15 protein-coding genes are annotated in these 17,382 nt (G+C 40.0%); 12 read left to right on the top strand and 3 right to left on the bottom strand.

Going from position 1 to position 17,382, the window contains the following annotated elements; translation table 11 throughout:
* Positions 1–80: 80 nt before the first annotated feature.
* From BM015_RS03635 to BM015_RS03620, 4 genes are all read left to right on the top strand, one after another.
* Entirely contained in the window at positions 81–782 is a 702-nt protein-coding gene (locus tag BM015_RS03635; protein WP_090654558.1) for a succinate dehydrogenase cytochrome b subunit, read from the top strand.
* Positions 783–820: 38 nt separating this feature from the next.
* The gene (locus tag BM015_RS03630) at positions 821–2,794 is read left to right on the top strand and encodes a fumarate reductase/succinate dehydrogenase flavoprotein subunit (RefSeq protein ID WP_090654555.1); all 1,974 of its coding nucleotides are present in this window, start codon (positions 821–823) and stop codon (positions 2,792–2,794) included.
* Positions 2,795–2,877: 83 nt separating this feature from the next.
* A complete protein-coding gene (locus BM015_RS21790; protein ID WP_245751200.1) occupies positions 2,878–3,126 on the top strand; it encodes a four helix bundle protein in 249 nt (82 codons plus the stop codon).
* A gap of 177 nt (positions 3,127–3,303) precedes the next feature.
* On the top strand, positions 3,304–4,053 hold the full coding sequence (locus BM015_RS03620) for a succinate dehydrogenase/fumarate reductase iron-sulfur subunit (protein WP_245751198.1): 750 nt from the start codon (positions 3,304–3,306) through the stop codon (positions 4,051–4,053).
* Between the two features lie 19 nt (positions 4,054–4,072).
* Here BM015_RS03620 and BM015_RS03615 read toward each other — a convergent pair whose 3' ends face one another.
* Positions 4,073–5,602, bottom strand: a complete 1,530-nt coding sequence (locus BM015_RS03615; RefSeq protein ID WP_090654551.1) for a sulfatase family protein — start codon at positions 5,600–5,602, stop codon at positions 4,073–4,075.
* 383 nt (positions 5,603–5,985) lie between these two features.
* On the opposite strand from BM015_RS03615, the gene BM015_RS03610 reads away from it, so the two are divergent.
* The 6 genes from BM015_RS03610 to BM015_RS03585 all read left to right on the top strand — a co-directional run bounded on the left by BM015_RS03610 (position 5,986) and on the right by BM015_RS03585 (position 13,271).
* On the top strand, positions 5,986–6,678 hold the full coding sequence (locus BM015_RS03610) for a hypothetical protein (RefSeq protein WP_090654549.1): 693 nt from the start codon (positions 5,986–5,988) through the stop codon (positions 6,676–6,678).
* 110 nt (positions 6,679–6,788) lie between these two features.
* Positions 6,789–7,628, top strand: a complete 840-nt coding sequence (gene ypfJ, locus BM015_RS03605) for a KPN_02809 family neutral zinc metallopeptidase (RefSeq protein WP_090654547.1) — start codon at positions 6,789–6,791, stop codon at positions 7,626–7,628.
* A 595-nt stretch (positions 7,629–8,223) separates the two neighbouring features.
* The gene (locus BM015_RS03600; RefSeq protein WP_177191800.1) at positions 8,224–9,600 is read left to right on the top strand and encodes a UDP-N-acetylmuramate--L-alanine ligase; all 1,377 of its coding nucleotides are present in this window, start codon (positions 8,224–8,226) and stop codon (positions 9,598–9,600) included.
* A gap of 262 nt (positions 9,601–9,862) precedes the next feature.
* On the top strand, positions 9,863–10,969 hold the full coding sequence (locus BM015_RS03595) for a hypothetical protein (RefSeq protein ID WP_143075740.1): 1,107 nt from the start codon (positions 9,863–9,865) through the stop codon (positions 10,967–10,969).
* A 21-nt stretch (positions 10,970–10,990) separates the two neighbouring features.
* Positions 10,991–11,998, top strand: coding sequence for a T9SS type A sorting domain-containing protein (locus BM015_RS03590; protein WP_090654541.1), 1,008 nt, complete (start codon positions 10,991–10,993; stop codon positions 11,996–11,998).
* Between the two features lie 139 nt (positions 11,999–12,137).
* Positions 12,138–13,271, top strand: a complete 1,134-nt coding sequence (locus tag BM015_RS03585; protein ID WP_090654539.1) for a lactonase family protein — start codon at positions 12,138–12,140, stop codon at positions 13,269–13,271.
* A gap of 63 nt (positions 13,272–13,334) precedes the next feature.
* On the opposite strand, the gene BM015_RS03580 is transcribed toward BM015_RS03585, so the two are convergent.
* Together BM015_RS03580 and BM015_RS03575 are read right to left on the bottom strand one after the other, a co-directional pair.
* Positions 13,335–13,835, bottom strand: coding sequence for a methylated-DNA--[protein]-cysteine S-methyltransferase (locus BM015_RS03580; protein ID WP_090654537.1), 501 nt, complete (start codon positions 13,833–13,835; stop codon positions 13,335–13,337).
* 164 nt (positions 13,836–13,999) lie between these two features.
* Positions 14,000–14,329, bottom strand: a complete 330-nt coding sequence (locus BM015_RS03575) for a tRNA-binding protein (protein WP_090654535.1) — start codon at positions 14,327–14,329, stop codon at positions 14,000–14,002.
* A gap of 79 nt (positions 14,330–14,408) precedes the next feature.
* On the opposite strand from BM015_RS03575, the gene BM015_RS03570 reads away from it, so the two are divergent.
* Together BM015_RS03570 and BM015_RS03565 are read left to right on the top strand one after the other, a co-directional pair.
* Positions 14,409–14,822 carry an OsmC family protein gene (locus BM015_RS03570; protein ID WP_090654534.1) on the top strand — a complete coding sequence of 138 codons (414 nt, stop codon included), beginning with the start codon at positions 14,409–14,411 and terminating at the stop codon, positions 14,820–14,822.
* A gap of 43 nt (positions 14,823–14,865) precedes the next feature.
* Positions 14,866–17,331: a penicillin acylase family protein gene (locus BM015_RS03565; RefSeq protein WP_090654532.1), complete on the top strand. Its 2,466-nt coding sequence runs from the start codon at positions 14,866–14,868 to the stop codon at positions 17,329–17,331.
* Positions 17,332–17,382: the final 51 nt, after the last annotated feature.

Raw genomic sequence — 17,382 nt, 5'->3', positions numbered from 1 at the left:
TATAAATCATTTTTTTGACATGATTGTGACAATCGTGCCGTAATTTTGCGGGCGGATTTATCTAAACTAATCTTGCAAATATGACTTGGAAGCAGGTTTTTACATCTTCAATAGGTCAGAAGATAACGATGGCCTTAACCGGAATTTTTCTTATTCTTTTTTTAATAGTTCATGTAGGCGTTAATGCACTTGTTTGGGCAGGCGATCACGGTGAAATGTTTAACAGGGCTGCAAATTTCTTAGGCGCCAATGTTGTTCCGCGTATCCTGGAAATAGGTTTATTTCTTTTTATCATACTGCATATTGTTCAGGGGCTTGTGCTGGAAGCAGAAAACCGCAGCAAACGCGGCATTGGGTATGCTGTAGATTATGGCAACCGCGGCAGCCGCTGGTATAGCCGCAGCATGGGTTTGCTCGGCACATTAATATTGCTTTTTCTAATTATTCATCTTATTGATTTCTGGGTGCCATCACGTTTTGGCCGCATGCCTGAAGCAAGCATTAATAATGGCACAAAAGAAGTGCACGACCTGTATTCTTTAATGTACTACCGGTTTCAAACCTTATGGATTGTGGTTGTATATGTTTTGGGATGCATCTCACTTGCCTATCATCTTTTACATGGTTTTTACAGCTCGTTTAAAACAATGGGTGTTTATAATAAAAGGTATCTTGTAATTATAAGATGGTGCGGTTATATATTTTCTATTGTTGTATCTCTTGCGTTTGCCATGATGCCTGTAAGTTTCTACCTGGGCTGGCTTAGTGCGCCGGTAAACTGATTATTTTTTATTCTTTTCTAAATTTTGAAACTTTCAATATGCTTGATGCAAAAATTCCAGAAGGAAAATTAGAAGATAAATGGACAGATTACAAAGGCCATTGCAAGCTCGTTAACCCGGCAAATAAGCGTAAAATTGAAATTATTGTAATTGGAACTGGTTTGGCCGGTGCTTCTGCTGCCGCCTCATTAGGGGAATTGGGTTATAAAGTAAAAGCATTTTGTTTTCAGGATTCTCCCCGCCGTGCGCACTCTATTGCTGCACAGGGCGGCATTAACGCCGCAAAGAATTATCAGAATGATGGCGACAGCGTTTTTCGTTTATTTTATGATACTATAAAAGGCGGCGATTACAGAAGCCGTGAATCTAATGTGCACCGCCTGGCAGAAGTAAGTGCCAATATTATTGACCAATGTGTGGCGCAGGGCGTGCCTTTTGCCCGTGAGTATGGCGGCCTGTTAAGCAACAGGAGCTTTGGCGGCGTACAGGTACAAAGAACTTTTTATGCAGCGGGCCAAACAGGCCAGCAGCTATTAATAGGCGCTTACCAGGCATTGGAAAGGCAGGTGGCTTTAGGCAATGTAACTATGTATTCCCGCCACGAAATGCTTGATGTGGTTGTTATTGACGGAAAAGCCCGCGGTATAATCTGCCGTAATCTTATAACAGGTCAGTTGGAGAGGCATTTCGGCCATTCCGTAGTACTATGTTCCGGCGGTTATGGCAACGTTTTCTATCTTTCAACAAATGCTATGGGCTGTAATGTTACCGCCGCATGGAAAGCGCATAAAAAAGGCGCTTATTTTGGCAATCCTTGTTTTACACAAATACATCCAACCTGCATACCTGTGAGCGGCGATTATCAAAGCAAGCTTACACTAATGAGCGAAAGCCTGCGCAACGATGGCCGTATATGGGTGCCGAAGAAAAAAGGCGATAACAGGCCGGCTAACCAGATTCCGGAGGAAGAAAGGGATTATTACCTGGAAAGAAGGTACCCGGCTTATGGTAATCTCGTTCCGAGAGATGTTGCCTCAAGGGCTGCCAAAGAAAGATGCGATGCCGGTTACGGCGTTGGTTCATCAAAACAGGCTGTTTATCTCGATTATGCATCCGCCATTGAACGTTACGGTAAAATTGAGGCTGGCAAGCGCGGCATAGATAACCCATCGTCCGAACAAATTAAACAAATGGGGGATGAGGTTGTAAAGGAAAAATACGGCAACCTTTTCGATATGTATGAAAAGATTACCGGGGAAAATCCTTACGAGGTGCCTATGCGCATATATCCCGCAGTGCATTACACAATGGGTGGCCTTTGGGTGGATTATGAGTTGCAAACTACTGTTCCCGGTTTATATGCTTTGGGTGAATGTAACTTCAGCGATCATGGCGCCAACCGTTTGGGTGCAAGTGCTCTTATGCAGGGTTTGGCAGACGGTTATTTCGTAATACCATACACAATAGGAAATTACCTGGCAGATGAAATAAGAACGCCTGCTATTCCTACCACGCATCCTGCATTTGAAGAAGCAGAAAAGAAAGTAGCGGAAAGGATACAAACGCTGATGAATATTAAAGGCAGTGAATCTGTTGAAAGCCTTCATAAACGTCTCGGAAAAATTATGTGGGATAAATGCGGCATGGCCAGGAATGCGCAGGGGCTGAAAGAAGCAATTGAAGAAATCCGTGCGTTGAGAAAAGAATTTTGGAGCAATGTAAAAATACCCGGAAGCATTGATGAATTTAATCCTGAATTAGATAAGGCCGGCCGCGTGGCAGACTTTATAGAATTGGGAGAACTAATGTGCATTGATGCGTTAGACCGCAACGAAAGCTGCGGCGGGCATTTCAGGGAAGAGTATCAAACGGAAGAAGGCGAGGCCATGCGCGACGATGAGCATTATATGTTTGTTTCGGCCTGGGAATATAAAGGCGATGAAGATTGGGAGCTGCACAAGGAAGCATTGGATTATGAAGTGGTGCATCCAACACAGCGGAGTTATAAATAGTTTGAAAATTTGAAAATGCGGTAATTTCCTGCCTGTCGGCAGACAGGGAAAATTCAATTTACCCAACTTCAAATTTTTAGATTATGAGAAATGATAAAGACAATATTATTGTCAACAAAACAATTAATTTTTCACTGGCAATAATTAATTATTGCGAGGTTCTTGAACAAAAGCAAAAGTTTGTAATTGCTAAACAGTTTTTACGCTCAGCAACATCGATTGGGGCAAATGTTTTTGAAGCGCAAAATGCAGAAAGCAAGGCAGATTTTATTCATAAAATGAAAATTGCCGCAAGGAAGCCAGCGAAACTTATATTGGCTGATCTTATGTGAGTGCAATGAAAGTTATTATTGTGATGCAAAATTTAGAAATGATTTGAACGACATTTTATCAAAAATCATATCTTCTTCAAAAGGAAAGATTCCTGGTTTTATTTGGATGCTGATCTATTCATTTTCAAATTTTCAAATTTTCAAATTGATACATTAGTTGATATGGAACATTACAACATGAATCTCACACTTAAAGTGTGGCGTCAAAGAAATAATAAAGAGAAAGGAAAATTTGAAACCTATAAAGTAGAAGGCATTTCGAGTGAAATGAGTTTTCTTGAAATGTTTGATGTGCTGAATGAGCGGTTAATTACTGAAGGTAAAGACCCTATTGCTTTTGATCATGATTGCCGTGAAGGTATTTGCGGCATGTGTTCCATGTATATTGATGGTAAGCCGCACGGCCCCTGGCAGGCAAATACCGTTTGCCAGTTGCACATGCGTGCTTTTAAAGACGGCGATACCATTATTGTTGAACCCTGGCGTGCCAAAGCTTTCCCGGTTATAAAAGACCTGGTAGTTGACCGCTCTGCTTTCGACAGGATTATACAGGCCGGTGGCTATATTTCTGTAAACACCGGTAATGCGGTTGATGCAAATGCTATTCCCATTGAAAAAGAAAATGCCGATAAAGCTTTTGCCGCAGCAGCCTGCATAGGTTGCGGCGCCTGCGTTGCAGCCTGCAAAAACAGTTCTGCCATGTTGTTTGTATCTGCAAAGGTTTCTCACCTGGCTTTATTACCACAGGGCGATCCAGAACGCAAAACCCGCGTGGTAGCCATGATTAACCAAATGGATAAGGAAGGCTTCGGCGCCTGCACCAATACAAATGCATGCGAGGCTGCCTGTCCTAAAGAAATTTCTGTAACCAACATTGCCCGCCTGAACAAAGAATATGCGATGGCTGGTTTTGGGGCTGATAAATAATTCAGCGTGTGTTGTCAGCCTATTTTACAGCCGTGTTAAAAAGCGTCAATGCTTCTTTATCATCATATTTAATTATCAGGCCTTTCAGCTTTTTCATTAATTCATTTTGAATGGCTTTATACCCTGCCTGACCGTAAACATTATTTAATTCGTGCGGATCTTTTGTAAGGTCAAAAAGCTCCCAGGAATTTACACCTTTATAAAAACGTACCAGCATATAATCTTTTGTGCGGATACCAAAATGCGGCGAAACATGATGCGGCTGCGGGTATTCGTAATAATGATAGTATTCCGCATCAGGCCAATCCGGCACAGCCTCTTTTTTTAGTAAAGGGTAAAATGAACGGCCCTGCACTTCCGCCGGTGATTTTAGGCCCGCAATGTCTAAAACAGTAGGCGCCCAGTCAATGTTAGACACCAGGCTGTCTAATTTCCAGCCGGGTTGAATAACGCCGGGATATTTTATTATGAATGCTGTTTTAAGCGACTCTTCATAAATAAAACGTTTGTCGAACCAGCCGTGTTCACCCATATAAAATCCCTGGTCTGATGCATAAATTACCACCGTGTTTTTACTTAATCCCGTGCTGTCTAAATAATCAAGAATCCTCCCAATATTCCTGTCCATAGATTTTGCCGTAGCATAATAATCTTTCAGGTAGCGTTCATATTTCCATTGCACGAGGTCTTTACCGCTCAGCTTTTTGTCATCAAACTCCTTACTTATTTTTCCATAATAATCTTCATAAGCTTTTTTCTGTGCTTCATCCATGCGGCTGTATTCGCCATATCCTGCGCCTTCGCCAAAGCCCTGGTGCACTTTCAGGTCTTCTTTCAGGCGCATGGTTTTATCAATGGTCATATCCTGGTCTTTTGCGGCCAGTCTTTTATCGTAATTATCGTAAAAAGTTTCAGGAAGAGGAAAGTCAATATTATCATAAGCGCCGAGGTCCTGAATGTCGGGCAGCCATTCCCTGTGCGTAGCTTTTTCACCTACAACTGCAAAAAATGGTTTGCTTTTATCCCTGTCTTTTAACCAGTCGAAAAAGAACCCGGAAATAAGATTAGTAACATAACCATGATATTGAGTGGTATCTGCTTTGCTGATAAATTGAGGATTGTAATAAGTGCCCTGGCCGTTTAATATTTTCAGGTAATCAAAACCATTTGGCAGGCTGTTTAAATGCATTTTGCCAATCCAGGCGGTTTGATAACCGTTTTGCTGCAGCAATTGCGGAAATACAAACTGGCTTACATCAAAGGCTTCTCTTCCGTTTAATGCATAACCGTTTTTATGGCTGAATTTGCCTGTAAGCAATGTAGCCCTGCTGGGGCCGCACAGCGAATTGCCCACGCAGTTATTGGTGAGCAGCACACCGTCGTGCGCTATCCTGTCTATATTAGGAGTGGTTATAAATTTATTGCCATAAGCGCTTATAGCCTGGTAAGCATGATCGTCAGAAATGATGAATATAATATTCGGGCGGTTAGTTTGGGCTAACAATGAAACCGTACAAAATAAAAATGCTGAAATTAAAATCGACTTCATATCTTTTTATTGAATGGTTTAATTAACCTGGTTAAAGTTGCTATCCGTGAATTGTTTATTCCGGTATTTTTCCTTCCATAGCCTCTGCAAGATAAAAGGCTTTAATGTTTGAGAATACAAATAATTTTATAATCAATCCTGGTCAAAAATATTCAACATTGAAGAAACATTCATAGAATTGGGAACGATGTTTGAATAACATAAAAACTTTCAATATAAACCGGCCTGGTCAAAGAAATTTTGATACGTAATAAATGAATATAATGAGGTTTAATATGCCGGTAAAAGATTAAAAATATCCACACACAGGGAATGTACATCAGAGCGTTCCCTGTCTGCCGGGCAGGCAGGCATGAGGCCATTGAAAAAACAAACTTGTACGAATGAAATATCTTTCTTTAATAATTGCATTGCTGTTTTTTGAAGCATGTAATCAGCAACCCGGCGCAGAAAATAATACAGCAGATTCCGCTGCTATACAGAATGATGTGAAACCAAGTGAAAGGGATTCTTTATCAGGCATAAATAATAGCGGTGAAACAAATAACGATACAATTACAAACGAAGAACCTGCTAATAAAGTAATAGTTCCGGGCAAAAGCATCGGCAATATCGAAATTGGAATGGATGACAGCGGGCTTGAGGTTTTTGGAAAGCCTGATATGAGCGATGCTGCTATGGGAAAAGCATGGCTTACCTGGTATGGGAAAAAACCGGATGAGCATAATAACAAAACGCAGTTGAATGTTTATACCGCTTATAAAGACACCAGCATGCGTGCCAAGACAGTGCAGCAAATTCGTACCACATCATCTTTTTTTGAAACCGCAGATGGCTTACATGTGTATGCTTCTTTGAAAGATATAAAACAGCAATATCCAAAATTGAAAAAGGTGGCCGCTTATACGGATGACGGAAGAAAAATTGATATATACGATGCGCAGCAGCAAGGCATAGCATTTGAAGTTGTGAATGCCAATCAGCAGCAGATATGCACTGGTATTATCATACACAAGAGCGGTGTTAAAGTAACGCAGGTATATATTTCACTGCACCCTGATATGCATGTTTTGTAATAGTAAACGCTTGTTGGGCAAAAATTTTTACAGGAAAGTAATGTTCCGGTAATGCTGCAGGATTAATTTTTACTAATTTTCAAATAACTTCATTTAAAAAATTTTTCATTATGCAATGGAGAGGGCGGCGCGAAGGCGGTAATATAGAAGACCGCCGCGGAATGTCAGGCGGCAAACTGGCTTTCGGCGGAATTGGTGGTTTAGTAATAGCTGTTATTGTTTATTTTTTAGGTGGCGATCCAAGCCAGATACCTCAGCAGAATATTGGCCAGCAAACCCAAAGCGGTTACCAGGATCCTGATGACCCGGGCGATACATTAAAACAATATATGGATGTAGTGCTTACTTCTGCCAACGAAGTATGGACTGACCAGTTTAATAAAATGGGCAGGCAATATACAGAGCCTACACTTGTTTTGTTTACAGGCCAAACGCAGGCAGGCTGCGGGTTAGCAAGCTCGGCAACCGGCCCGTTTTATTGCCCTTCTGATCAGAAAGTATATATCGATCTTTCTTTTTTTAATGAATTAACCAATCGTTTTGGCGCAGAAAAAGGTGATTTTGCGATGGCCTATGTTTTAGCGCATGAAATAGGCCACCATGTGCAACATCAGCTGGGCATTACAGATAAAGTTGATGGCATGCGGCAGCATTTAAGCGAAACAGGATATAATAAACTGAGTGTGAAACTTGAGCTGCAGGCCGATTTCCTGGCCGGCGTATGGGCGCATTATAATCAATCTTATCTTGAACAGGGCGATATAGAAGAAGCCTTAAGTGCGGCCAGTGCAGTTGGAGACGACCGGTTGCAAAAAGCGTCGCAGGGCCGCGTTGTGCCGGATGCATTTACACACGGCACATCAGCTCAAAGAATGTATTGGTTTAAGAAAGGCTATCAAACCGGCGATATAAGCCAGGGCGATACTTTTAATGACCCGAACCTGGATTAATTTCCTTGCAACCTTTCTTCGAAATCTTATTCTATTCCAATTGGAATGAAATGCTCACAGATAGCGCAGATTTAACACAGAAGAAAACAAATCTGAGTGCATCTGTGTAATCTGTGAGCCATGAAATATTTATTCCAAATGGAAATGAATTTTTCACAGATAGCGAAGATTTAACACAGAAGAAAACAAATCTGAGTGCATCTGTGTAATCTGTGAGCCATGAAATATTTATTCCAAATGGAAATGAATTTTTCACAGATAGCGCAGATTTAACACAGAAGAAAACAAATCTGAGTGCATCTGTGTAATCTGTGAGCCATGAAATATTTATTCCAAGATGGAAATGAATTTTTCACAGATAGCGCAGATTTAACACAGAAGAAAACAAATCTGAGTACATCTGTGTAATCTGTGAGCCATGAAATATTTATTCTAAGATGGAAATGAATTTTTCACAGATAGCGCAGATTTAACACAGAAGAAAACAAATCTGAGTACATCTGTGTAATCTGTGAGCAACAAACCAAACAACAACGCTAAATCAATATTTAGCATGCATACGCTTTCTTGCTATATTGCTTTCGTTTAAATAATTATGATTACTTCCATAAACGATTTTAAGAACGTCTTTTTTATAGGCATTGCAGGCACCGGAATGAGTGCGCTTGCCCAATATTTAAAATCCATCAATAAAAATGTGAGCGGCAGCGACCGTTATTTTAAGCCGGGCGAACCCAATGAAACAAAAAGCAAATTAGAAGCAGAAGGCATAAGCTGTTTTCTTCAAAATGGTGAAGGCTTAAACAGCAATGTGCAACTTGTTATTGTTTCAGCAGCAGTTGAAGATACCGTGCCGGAAGTGCAGAAGGCAAAGCATTTAAATATACCTGTTATGAAGCGCAGTGAACTGTTGGCGCTCATTACACAAACAAAAAAAACAATTGCGGTAGGCGGCACATCCGGCAAGAGCACAACAGTAGCTATGCTGTTTGAAATACTGGAACATGCAGGCTTACAGCCTGGCCTTATAAGCGGCGCAGGCTTAACGCGTTTAATAAAGCAGGGCAAGATAGGCAATGCAAAAGCAGGTAATGGCGAATGGCTTATAATAGAAGCCGACGAAAGCGATGGCAGCATTGTACAATATCGTCCTTCTATTGGTATATTGCTGAATGTTGATAAGGACCACAAAGATTATCCTGAGCTTATAAAGCTTTTTGCACAGTTCAAAAATAACAGTGAAACATTTATTGTTAACCGGAACAATAAGCTTGCTTCGGCATTATCTCAAAACATAGTACATGATTTTTCTGCCGATGAAAAAGTGGAGGCGGGTTATACGGCAAAAAATTTTCAACAACATGGGTTTGAAATAAGTTTTGCAATAAATCAAGCAGCATTCAGCCTTCATGTGCTTGGAAAACATAATGGAGAAAATGCATTGGCTGCTATTGCAGCCGCTAATATTATTGGTGTTGATTTAAATATTTGCGCAAATGCATTGCAGCATTATGAAGGCATTTATCGCCGCCACCAGGTTATCGGCAATAAAAAAGGTGTTTGGCTGGTGGATGATTATGCGCATAACCCAGCCAAATGTGCCGCCAGCATTAAGGCCTGCCAGCCGGTGGCTGAAAAATTGATTGCCTGGTTTCAGCCGCATGGTTACACACCAACAAAATTTTTGCGCGAAGATTATGTAAGAGAAATTGCAGCGGCTTTACGCCCGCAGGATGAAATATGGATGAGTGAAATTTTTTATGCAGGCGGCACAGCGCTAAAAGATATTTCGGCCAATGACTTGATTAATGATATAAAGACGCTGCATAAGCATGCTTTTTTTATTGAAAACAGAAATGATTTTCCGGATGCTGTTCAATCACATCTTTCCAATGATTGCGTTATATTACTCATGGGTGCAAGAGACCCTTCGCTTGAAAAGTTTGCCCAATATGTATGGGATAAAATTTAAGTTTTAATCTTCTTAGGTTCTTCTACAACTATATTAACCTGATATTTTTTTCCTGCATCATTCAGCTTTCATTGTGTTTGCAGCAAATAATAAACCATTCAGTGCAAATAATAACTGTTGCTTCTTTCCGGGTTTTTTTAATCGTCAATTTATACCTGAAAGCCAGGCTGCGATGAGGTTTCAAACGTATAAGCGCCGTGCCAATTCATCAATAAAACTTCCCGTTTACTGGTTATTATTTAAAAAACTAAATCATAAAATCATGAAAAAGATTTATTCTTTATTGCTTTCAGCAACTATACTGTTGTTGAATGTTCATACAGCCAATGCAAAAATCTGGCGGGTAAATAATAAATCGAATTACAATGGCACCAGCATATATGGTGATAATTTAGGAGGAACATCCACCTACCCTGTGTTTAACCAAATAAACCAGGCCGTAGCCTGGGCAGCTGTTGCTAATAATGATACGCTGTATGTTGAAGGTTCAACTACTGTATATGTAAGTGCAACCGTTACAAAAAAACTTGCCATTATAGGAGCAGGATATTTTCTCACAGAAAACCCAAAGGTTACAAACGATGCGCTTGAAGTAAAGGTTAGCCAGTTAACTTTAAACGTTCAGGGTTCATCTGTTACAGGATTGAATATTGTGGTTAATGGTTATGCCTCCGATGGGAAGATTTACGTTAACGCAAGTGGTATTACTGTTAAGCGCTGCCGCATTGAAAGAGGCGTTCAATTTGCAACAGAATTAACAGATGTATATATCCTTCAGAACTTCTTTTCAAACACGTATGCAACCAATGCTTTTTATACCAATGGCTATTCAAGCTTTATTGCGCCAACCGGTATTATATTCAACAACAATATTTGCCAGAAAACACTTAACTGGAATACATGGCCTGTAAAACAATGCAAGAACAATGTTTTCGACGGGCCTGTAAATGCAAGCCCTAACCTGCAGCTTCAGTTTACTACTTCAGAATTCAGCAATAATATTTTGAAAACAACGAATGCCTCTGTTGATATAAATGGTGGCAATAAAGAAAAACTAACTTATAATATTGGCACGTTGTCCACGCAGTTTGGAACCGCTAATAACAATAAAGTTATTGCTGATATAACAACATTATTTGTTGCTTCAGGAACAAGCGATGGAAAATACCAGCTTAAAACCAATTCAAAAGGCAGCAAAAATGGATCAGACGGAGCAGACCGTGGTGCATTTGGCGGAGCGGTAGCTCAAAACCGTTATACGCTTTCAGGATTAGCTAATATACCGGTAATATATAAACTCACCACGTCCGGTGTTGCCACGCAGTCTTCAGGCTTATCTGTAACTATAAGCGCCAGGACAATCAAATAATCATCGATTTAAAACACGATTATGAAAACATTGCTAACAATGTTTTGTATGGCCTGCACTTTTCTTTTAAATGCACAAAGCCTTAAACAGGCTGAGTACTTTTTTGATAAAGACAAAGGTGTTGGGCTGAATACAAAACTTAATGTTGCCGTTGCAGCCGATAGCAGTTATTCTTTAAATATTGTAACTACATCGCTAAAGCCGGGTATGCATAAGTTGTATATACGCATGAAGGACAGCAACGGAAAATGGGGTATTATAAACAGCAGCAACGTAGAAGTATTGCCAGCCGATACGCAGTCTGTTATTATTGGCGGTGAATATTTTTTTGATAAAGACCCGGGATTTGGGAAGGGTAAACAAATAGCTATAAGTAACAGCGACACTTCAATTGTGAAAAGTTTTACAGCAGCAACAGCCTCTCTTGCGGCAGGCTATCACAAATTATACACGCGCTTTAAAGATAGTTATGGTAAGTGGAGCAGCACTAACAGTCAAAGTGTTGAAATTATTAAAACGCCGGATACTGTTCACGTAATTGCAGTGGAATATTTGTTTAAGAATGATAAAGGGTTTGGTAAAACAAGCGTAAAAACTTTTGCAACAGTTTCCCAGGATAGCACTTTTAAGTTTAAAATATTGTATAGCGAAATACCTGCAGGTGCTGATAGTTTGTTTGTAAGAGTTAAAGATGATAATGGCAAATGGTCAACCACAAAAATTGCCGCATTCAGCATACAAAAATTGCCTGGCCTGAATGCTGTTATTGCCAATGCAGTTATTGAGGATAACAATTCATTAAAAGTATATCCTAACCCTGCACAGGATTTTATTAATATTAATTTTCAATCTAAAAAAGAATCGGTTGTAATACAGATTTTTAACGAAAATGGAAAACAGGTATTTCAGGGTATAATCAAACCCGGCTTTGCTAATAAGATAAGTGTAAACAAATTTGCCGCAGGCGCTTATTTTATAAAAATAATTGATGGGGACATAATGCAATCTGCTGTTTTTATTAAACAATAAATACATGCTGATATTGAAAGGGGTTGTCTTTAATTAAAGGCAACCCCTTTTATTTTGATAACTTTCATGCTTAAATTAACAACTCAATTTTCTAATCTTCTTTTACATTTACAACTATTAAAAAATTTATAGTTACTGTATGAAAAAAATATTTTTAATACTAATTACTGCATTTGCTATGCTAAATCTTAATGCTCAAAATCCTATTCAATATTTATTTGTTGGTACTTACACGGATGGCGGTGCTAACGATGGTATTTACGTGTATAAATTTAATCCCAATAAAGGCGAGGCAACGCTTGTAAGTAAAACAAGCGGCGTACAAAATCCTTCATGGATATGCGTTACCAAAGATGGAAAATTTGTGTATGCTGTAAATGAGAACGGCGGCGATAAACCCGGTGAGCTTAGCGCCTTTGCATTTGATAAGAAAAGCGGCCAGCTTACTTTTTTAAATAAGCAGCCAACGGATGGTTATGCGCCTTGCTATGTAAGCGTTGATGCATCCGGTAAGAATGTAATTACAGCCAATTATGCAGGTGGAAATATTACAGTGTTTAAAACAAACGAAGATGGTTCGCTGCAGCCGCATGTGCAGTTGGTTGGTCATGAAGGTTATGGTGTAAATGTTACCCGCCAGGAAATGCCGCACCCGCACCAGGTTATTTTTTCACCGGATGGTAAATTTGTTTTTTCTCCTGACCTTGGTACAGACCGGGTTTATCAATATAACTTCAATGGCGCCGACGCAAAAGATGTGCTTACGCCGGCAAACGATCCTGGCTATGTTACCGTAGATGATGGTTTGGGGCCAAGGCATATAGTATTCAGCCCTGATGGAAAAACAGCTTATTTGATTAATGAGCTTGCCGGTAATATTATTGTTTATGGTTATGCAGATGGCAATTTCACACCAAAGCAAACCATCGCATCTACAACGGCAGGCGATAAGAATGACCGCGGCAGTGCAGAGATCGCTATTTCGCCCAACGGTAAATTTTTATATACCTCTAACCGTGGGGCAGCTAATGACGTTGCTTTGTATAAAGTGCAAACAGACGGTACGTTGCTGGCAAACGGCACACAGGCTGTAAACGCAAACCCGCGTGGTATGATGGTTGATCCTACAGGAAGATTTTTATTAGTTGCCAGCCAGAATAATAATACCGTTCAGATATTTGTGATCAATAAAAACTTTGGCTTGCTGCAGGATACCAATGTTAAGATAGATGTGCAGAAACCGGTTTGTTTGGTGATGACGCCGGTGAATTAAGATATCATTAAATTGTTTTAAACAATTCAGCCACAGATGAACGAGACATCTGTGGTTTTTTTATTAATCAAACAGCGTTTGTATGCCATGAGAAATCTTAAACTCATGCTGCAGCAGCCATTTTTTTCTCCACACACCGCCGGCATAGCCAACCAGGCTTTTATCGCTGCCAATTACACGGTGGCAGGGAATGATGATGCCAATCTTGTTTTTGCCATTGGTTGCTGCCACAGCGCGTACGGCTTTTTCATCACCGATAAGGCGGCTTAATTCAAGATAGGAAATGGTTTTGCCATAAGGTATTTGCAATAGTTCGCCCCATACTTTCTGCTGAAAAAAAGTGCCGGGCTGATGAACTGGTATATCAAACTCTTTGCGCTTGCCACTAAAAAACTCTATCAGTTGTTCTGTACATTGGTGCATCACTTCGCTTATGCCCGGTTCGCCATGTTTCATTTGCCCCGGCTTATCAATAAATGATAATTCAGCAATGTAATGATCCGTGCCCGCAATTTTTATCATGCCAATCGGGCTTTGATAATATGTGTAGTAGAGCTCTTCCATGTTGTGCGTTGCGCCCGTCAAACGTGAATCGTCAAAGGTGAAATCTTCTGAGTTTGATCATTGCTTAATAACACGTTTAATTCATTTATTCTTTAAGACATTCAAATTACGCTTACAATTTCATGTACCTGTATTCACGTTTGACGATTGACGTTTCACGTTATTCATCCCACCTTCATCCCGTTCTTTACATTTCGTTCCGGCTGCAGTAATACAACATTATTGTTTTCATCATACACACCCAGCACCAGGCATTCACTAAAAAAATTGGCTATTTGTTTTACAGGGAAATTTATAATGGCAACAACCTGTTTATCTTTTAAATTTTCTTTTGAATAATGATGTGTTATTTGTGCGGAAGATTTTTTTATTCCCAATTCACCAAAATCAATCGTAAGCTGGTATGCAGGCTTTCTTGCATTTGGAAAATCATGTACTTCTGTAACCGTTCCACAGCGTATATCAATCTTCTCAAAATCATCCCAGCTTATCATATTTTGTTATTAGTGAATTTTGTATATTATTTTGTACCTATAAATTGGTTCGTAAATTAATAACAAAAAAATAATCTTTATGAAAAGACATGCAACTGCCGTTTGGAACGGTTCAGGAAAAGAAGGAAATGGTACAGTAACCACGCAAAGCGGTACTTTAAGTAATACCCAGTATTCTTATAAATCGAGGTTTGAAGAAGGCACAGGCACTAACCCGGAAGAGTTGATTGCTGCTGCACATGCCGGCTGCTTTACCATGAAGTTAAGTTTTGTTTTGGGTGAAGCGGGTTTTACGCCTGAAAGCCTCGAAACAACTTCCAATATTAACTTTGAAAACGGTGTGCTCACCGAATCCCACCTGGTTGTAAAAGGCAAGGTGCCGGGCATAAGCAAAGAAAAGTTTGATGAATGTGTGAAGAACGCCGAAGAAAATTGCCCCATCAGCAAAGCGTTGAACATGAAAATTTCATCTGAAGCAACGCTTGAGGGCTAAGCCTTGTTTTCAATCTAAATTTATTAATTAAACATCTCATTACATGAGGATCATCGGGTGCGTTATTGCTGCTATTATAGCGATTGTGCTTATTTATTTTTTAGATAACCAGCAAACTTTAAGTGGCAGTAAAACGCCCCGTTTTGGTTTTTTTCTTTCTCCGCAAAAAGGTTTCTGGCAGAATGCAGAACCTGCAAATGAAACCTTTAACGATAATCTTAATTTTCCGCAATTAAAAGGCGCCACAGAAGTTTTCTTTGACGAAAGATTAGTGCCGCATGTATATGCCGAAAACGAAAACGATGCCTGGTTTGTGCAGGGTTACCTGCATGCGAAATTCAGGTTGTGGCAAATGGAATTCCAGGTATATGCAGCGGGCGGAAGATTGAGTGAAATAATGGGCGATTCGGCCAATGGCACCAACTTTTTGAAGATTGATAAATTTTTCAGGAGGCTTGGAATAGTATATGGCGCAGAAAAGGCCCTGCATGCCATGGAAAACGACCCTGAAATGAAAGCTGCCTGCGATGCTTATACTGCAGGCGTAAATGAATACATTAAAACCCTTAAGGAAAATGATTATCCTTTAGAATATAAATTGCTTAATTACAAACCTGAGCCTTGGACCAACCTGAAAACTGCATTGCTTACAAAATATATGGCTTATGATCTTGCCGGGTATGAAGAAGATTTTGAAAGGACTAATGTAAAGTCGTTCCTTACCAAAGCGCAGTATGAAGCGCTCTTTCCTTACGTACAGGATTCCATGCAACCGATCATTACCAATCCTCTGCCTAAAATAAATTCACTTAAATTTTCAATTCCGCCTGCAACAACTGACTCTTTATATTTTAATTTCAAAACGGCTGTTGCGCCGCTGAATCCCGCCATAAAACCTGATAAAAATAACGGCAGTAATAACTGGGCTGTTGCCGGCAGCAAAACAAAAAGCGGCAGGCCTATTTTGTGCAACGATCCGCATTTAGGGCTTAACCTTCCATCGCTTTGGTATGAAATGCAGATATCTACGCCGGCATTTAATACGTATGGTGTTTCGCTGGCGGGTGCACCAAACATACTTATAGGGTTTAACGAAAATATTGCCTGGGGCTTAACCAATGCAGAACGTGATGTGAAAGATTATTATGAAGTAAAATTTCGCGACAGCACTATGCAGGAATATTGGTTTAATGATGGCTGGCGCAAAGCAGAATTGCGCAATGAAATAATTAAGGTACGCAACAAGCCAAGCGATACAGAGCATATTGCTATTACGGTTTGGGGGCCGGTAATGTATGATCCTCATTATCCTGATAAACTGCATACAGACAAGTATTATGCTGTGCACTGGCAGGCGCACGAGGAAAGCGATGACCTTGCCTGCATTCTGAAATTGGTAAGGGCTAAAAATTACGATGATTATATTGATGCTATTTCCACATTTAGCTGCCCGGGGCAAAATTTCGTTTTTGCAGATAAAGCCGGTGATATTGCCATTCGTCAGGCAGGCAAATTTCCTGCATTATGGTACAGGCAGGGCGATTTTGTTATGCCGGGGTTTGACAGCACTTATGCCTGGCAGCATTACATTCCTGATAGCCTGGAAATACCAATGTATAATCCTGAAAGAGGTTTTGTAAGCAGCGCCAACCAGTCGCCTTATGATGTAAAAACCTATCCTTATTATACGCCGGGCAACTTTTCTTTGTACAGGGGCTGGCTTATTAACCGCTACTTATCATCTATGCAAAATATTACAACAGATGATATGGAAAAGCTGCAAAACAACAATTATAACCTGCTGGCAGAAAAGGCTGTTCCGCTTTTATTGTCGCAGATTGTTTATGCCAGGTTAGATAATAAAGAAAAGCAATATCTCTCCACCGTGGCATCGTGGAATTTAATAAATGATGCGGCGTCTGAAGGCGCTACTGTTTTTGACTTATGGAAGGATAGTTGTATAAGCAGGATTTATGGTGATGAACTTCACCAGGCTTCTTTGCCTGTTCCGCCGGTTGAACCGGGCACATTGGTAAAAGCTATTTTAAAGGATTCTGTTGCATTATTTGCAGATGATATAAATACACCTCAAAAAGAAACCCTGAAAGACGACGTTACAGCAGCATTTAAAAGTATTATACCTGTATTGGAAAAAGCTAAAGATGATAATGTATTAGCCTGGGGAAAATTTAAAGATGGCGGCATTACGCATCTGCTTAAAATTTCCGCCTTTAGCAGGCCTCATTTGAATGCAGGCGGTGGAAAGGATATTATTAATGCTTTCAAAAAAGATCATGGGCCAAGCTGGCGTATGGTGGTTGAATTAACCGATGATATTAATGCTTACGGCGTTTATCCCGGTGGGCAAAGCGGAAATCCCGGCAGCAGGTACTATGATAATTTTGTAGATACCTGGGCAGCGGGTAAATATTACCGCATAAAACTGTATAGCAAAAATGATATTGCCGGTAAAAGAGATAACCTTGGCAGAATGATCTTTGAAAAATAAAACTCAAAGCAAAAATGCTTTGGAATGCATGCCTTTGAATTGAAGATTTCT

It is taken from the genome of Parafilimonas terrae, from assembly GCF_900115755.1.
Taxonomy (GTDB): Bacteria; Bacteroidota; Bacteroidia; order Chitinophagales; family Chitinophagaceae; genus Parafilimonas; species Parafilimonas terrae.
Note: the sequence above shows the minus strand (reverse complement) of the source record. Positions and strands in the feature narration are given on the sequence as shown.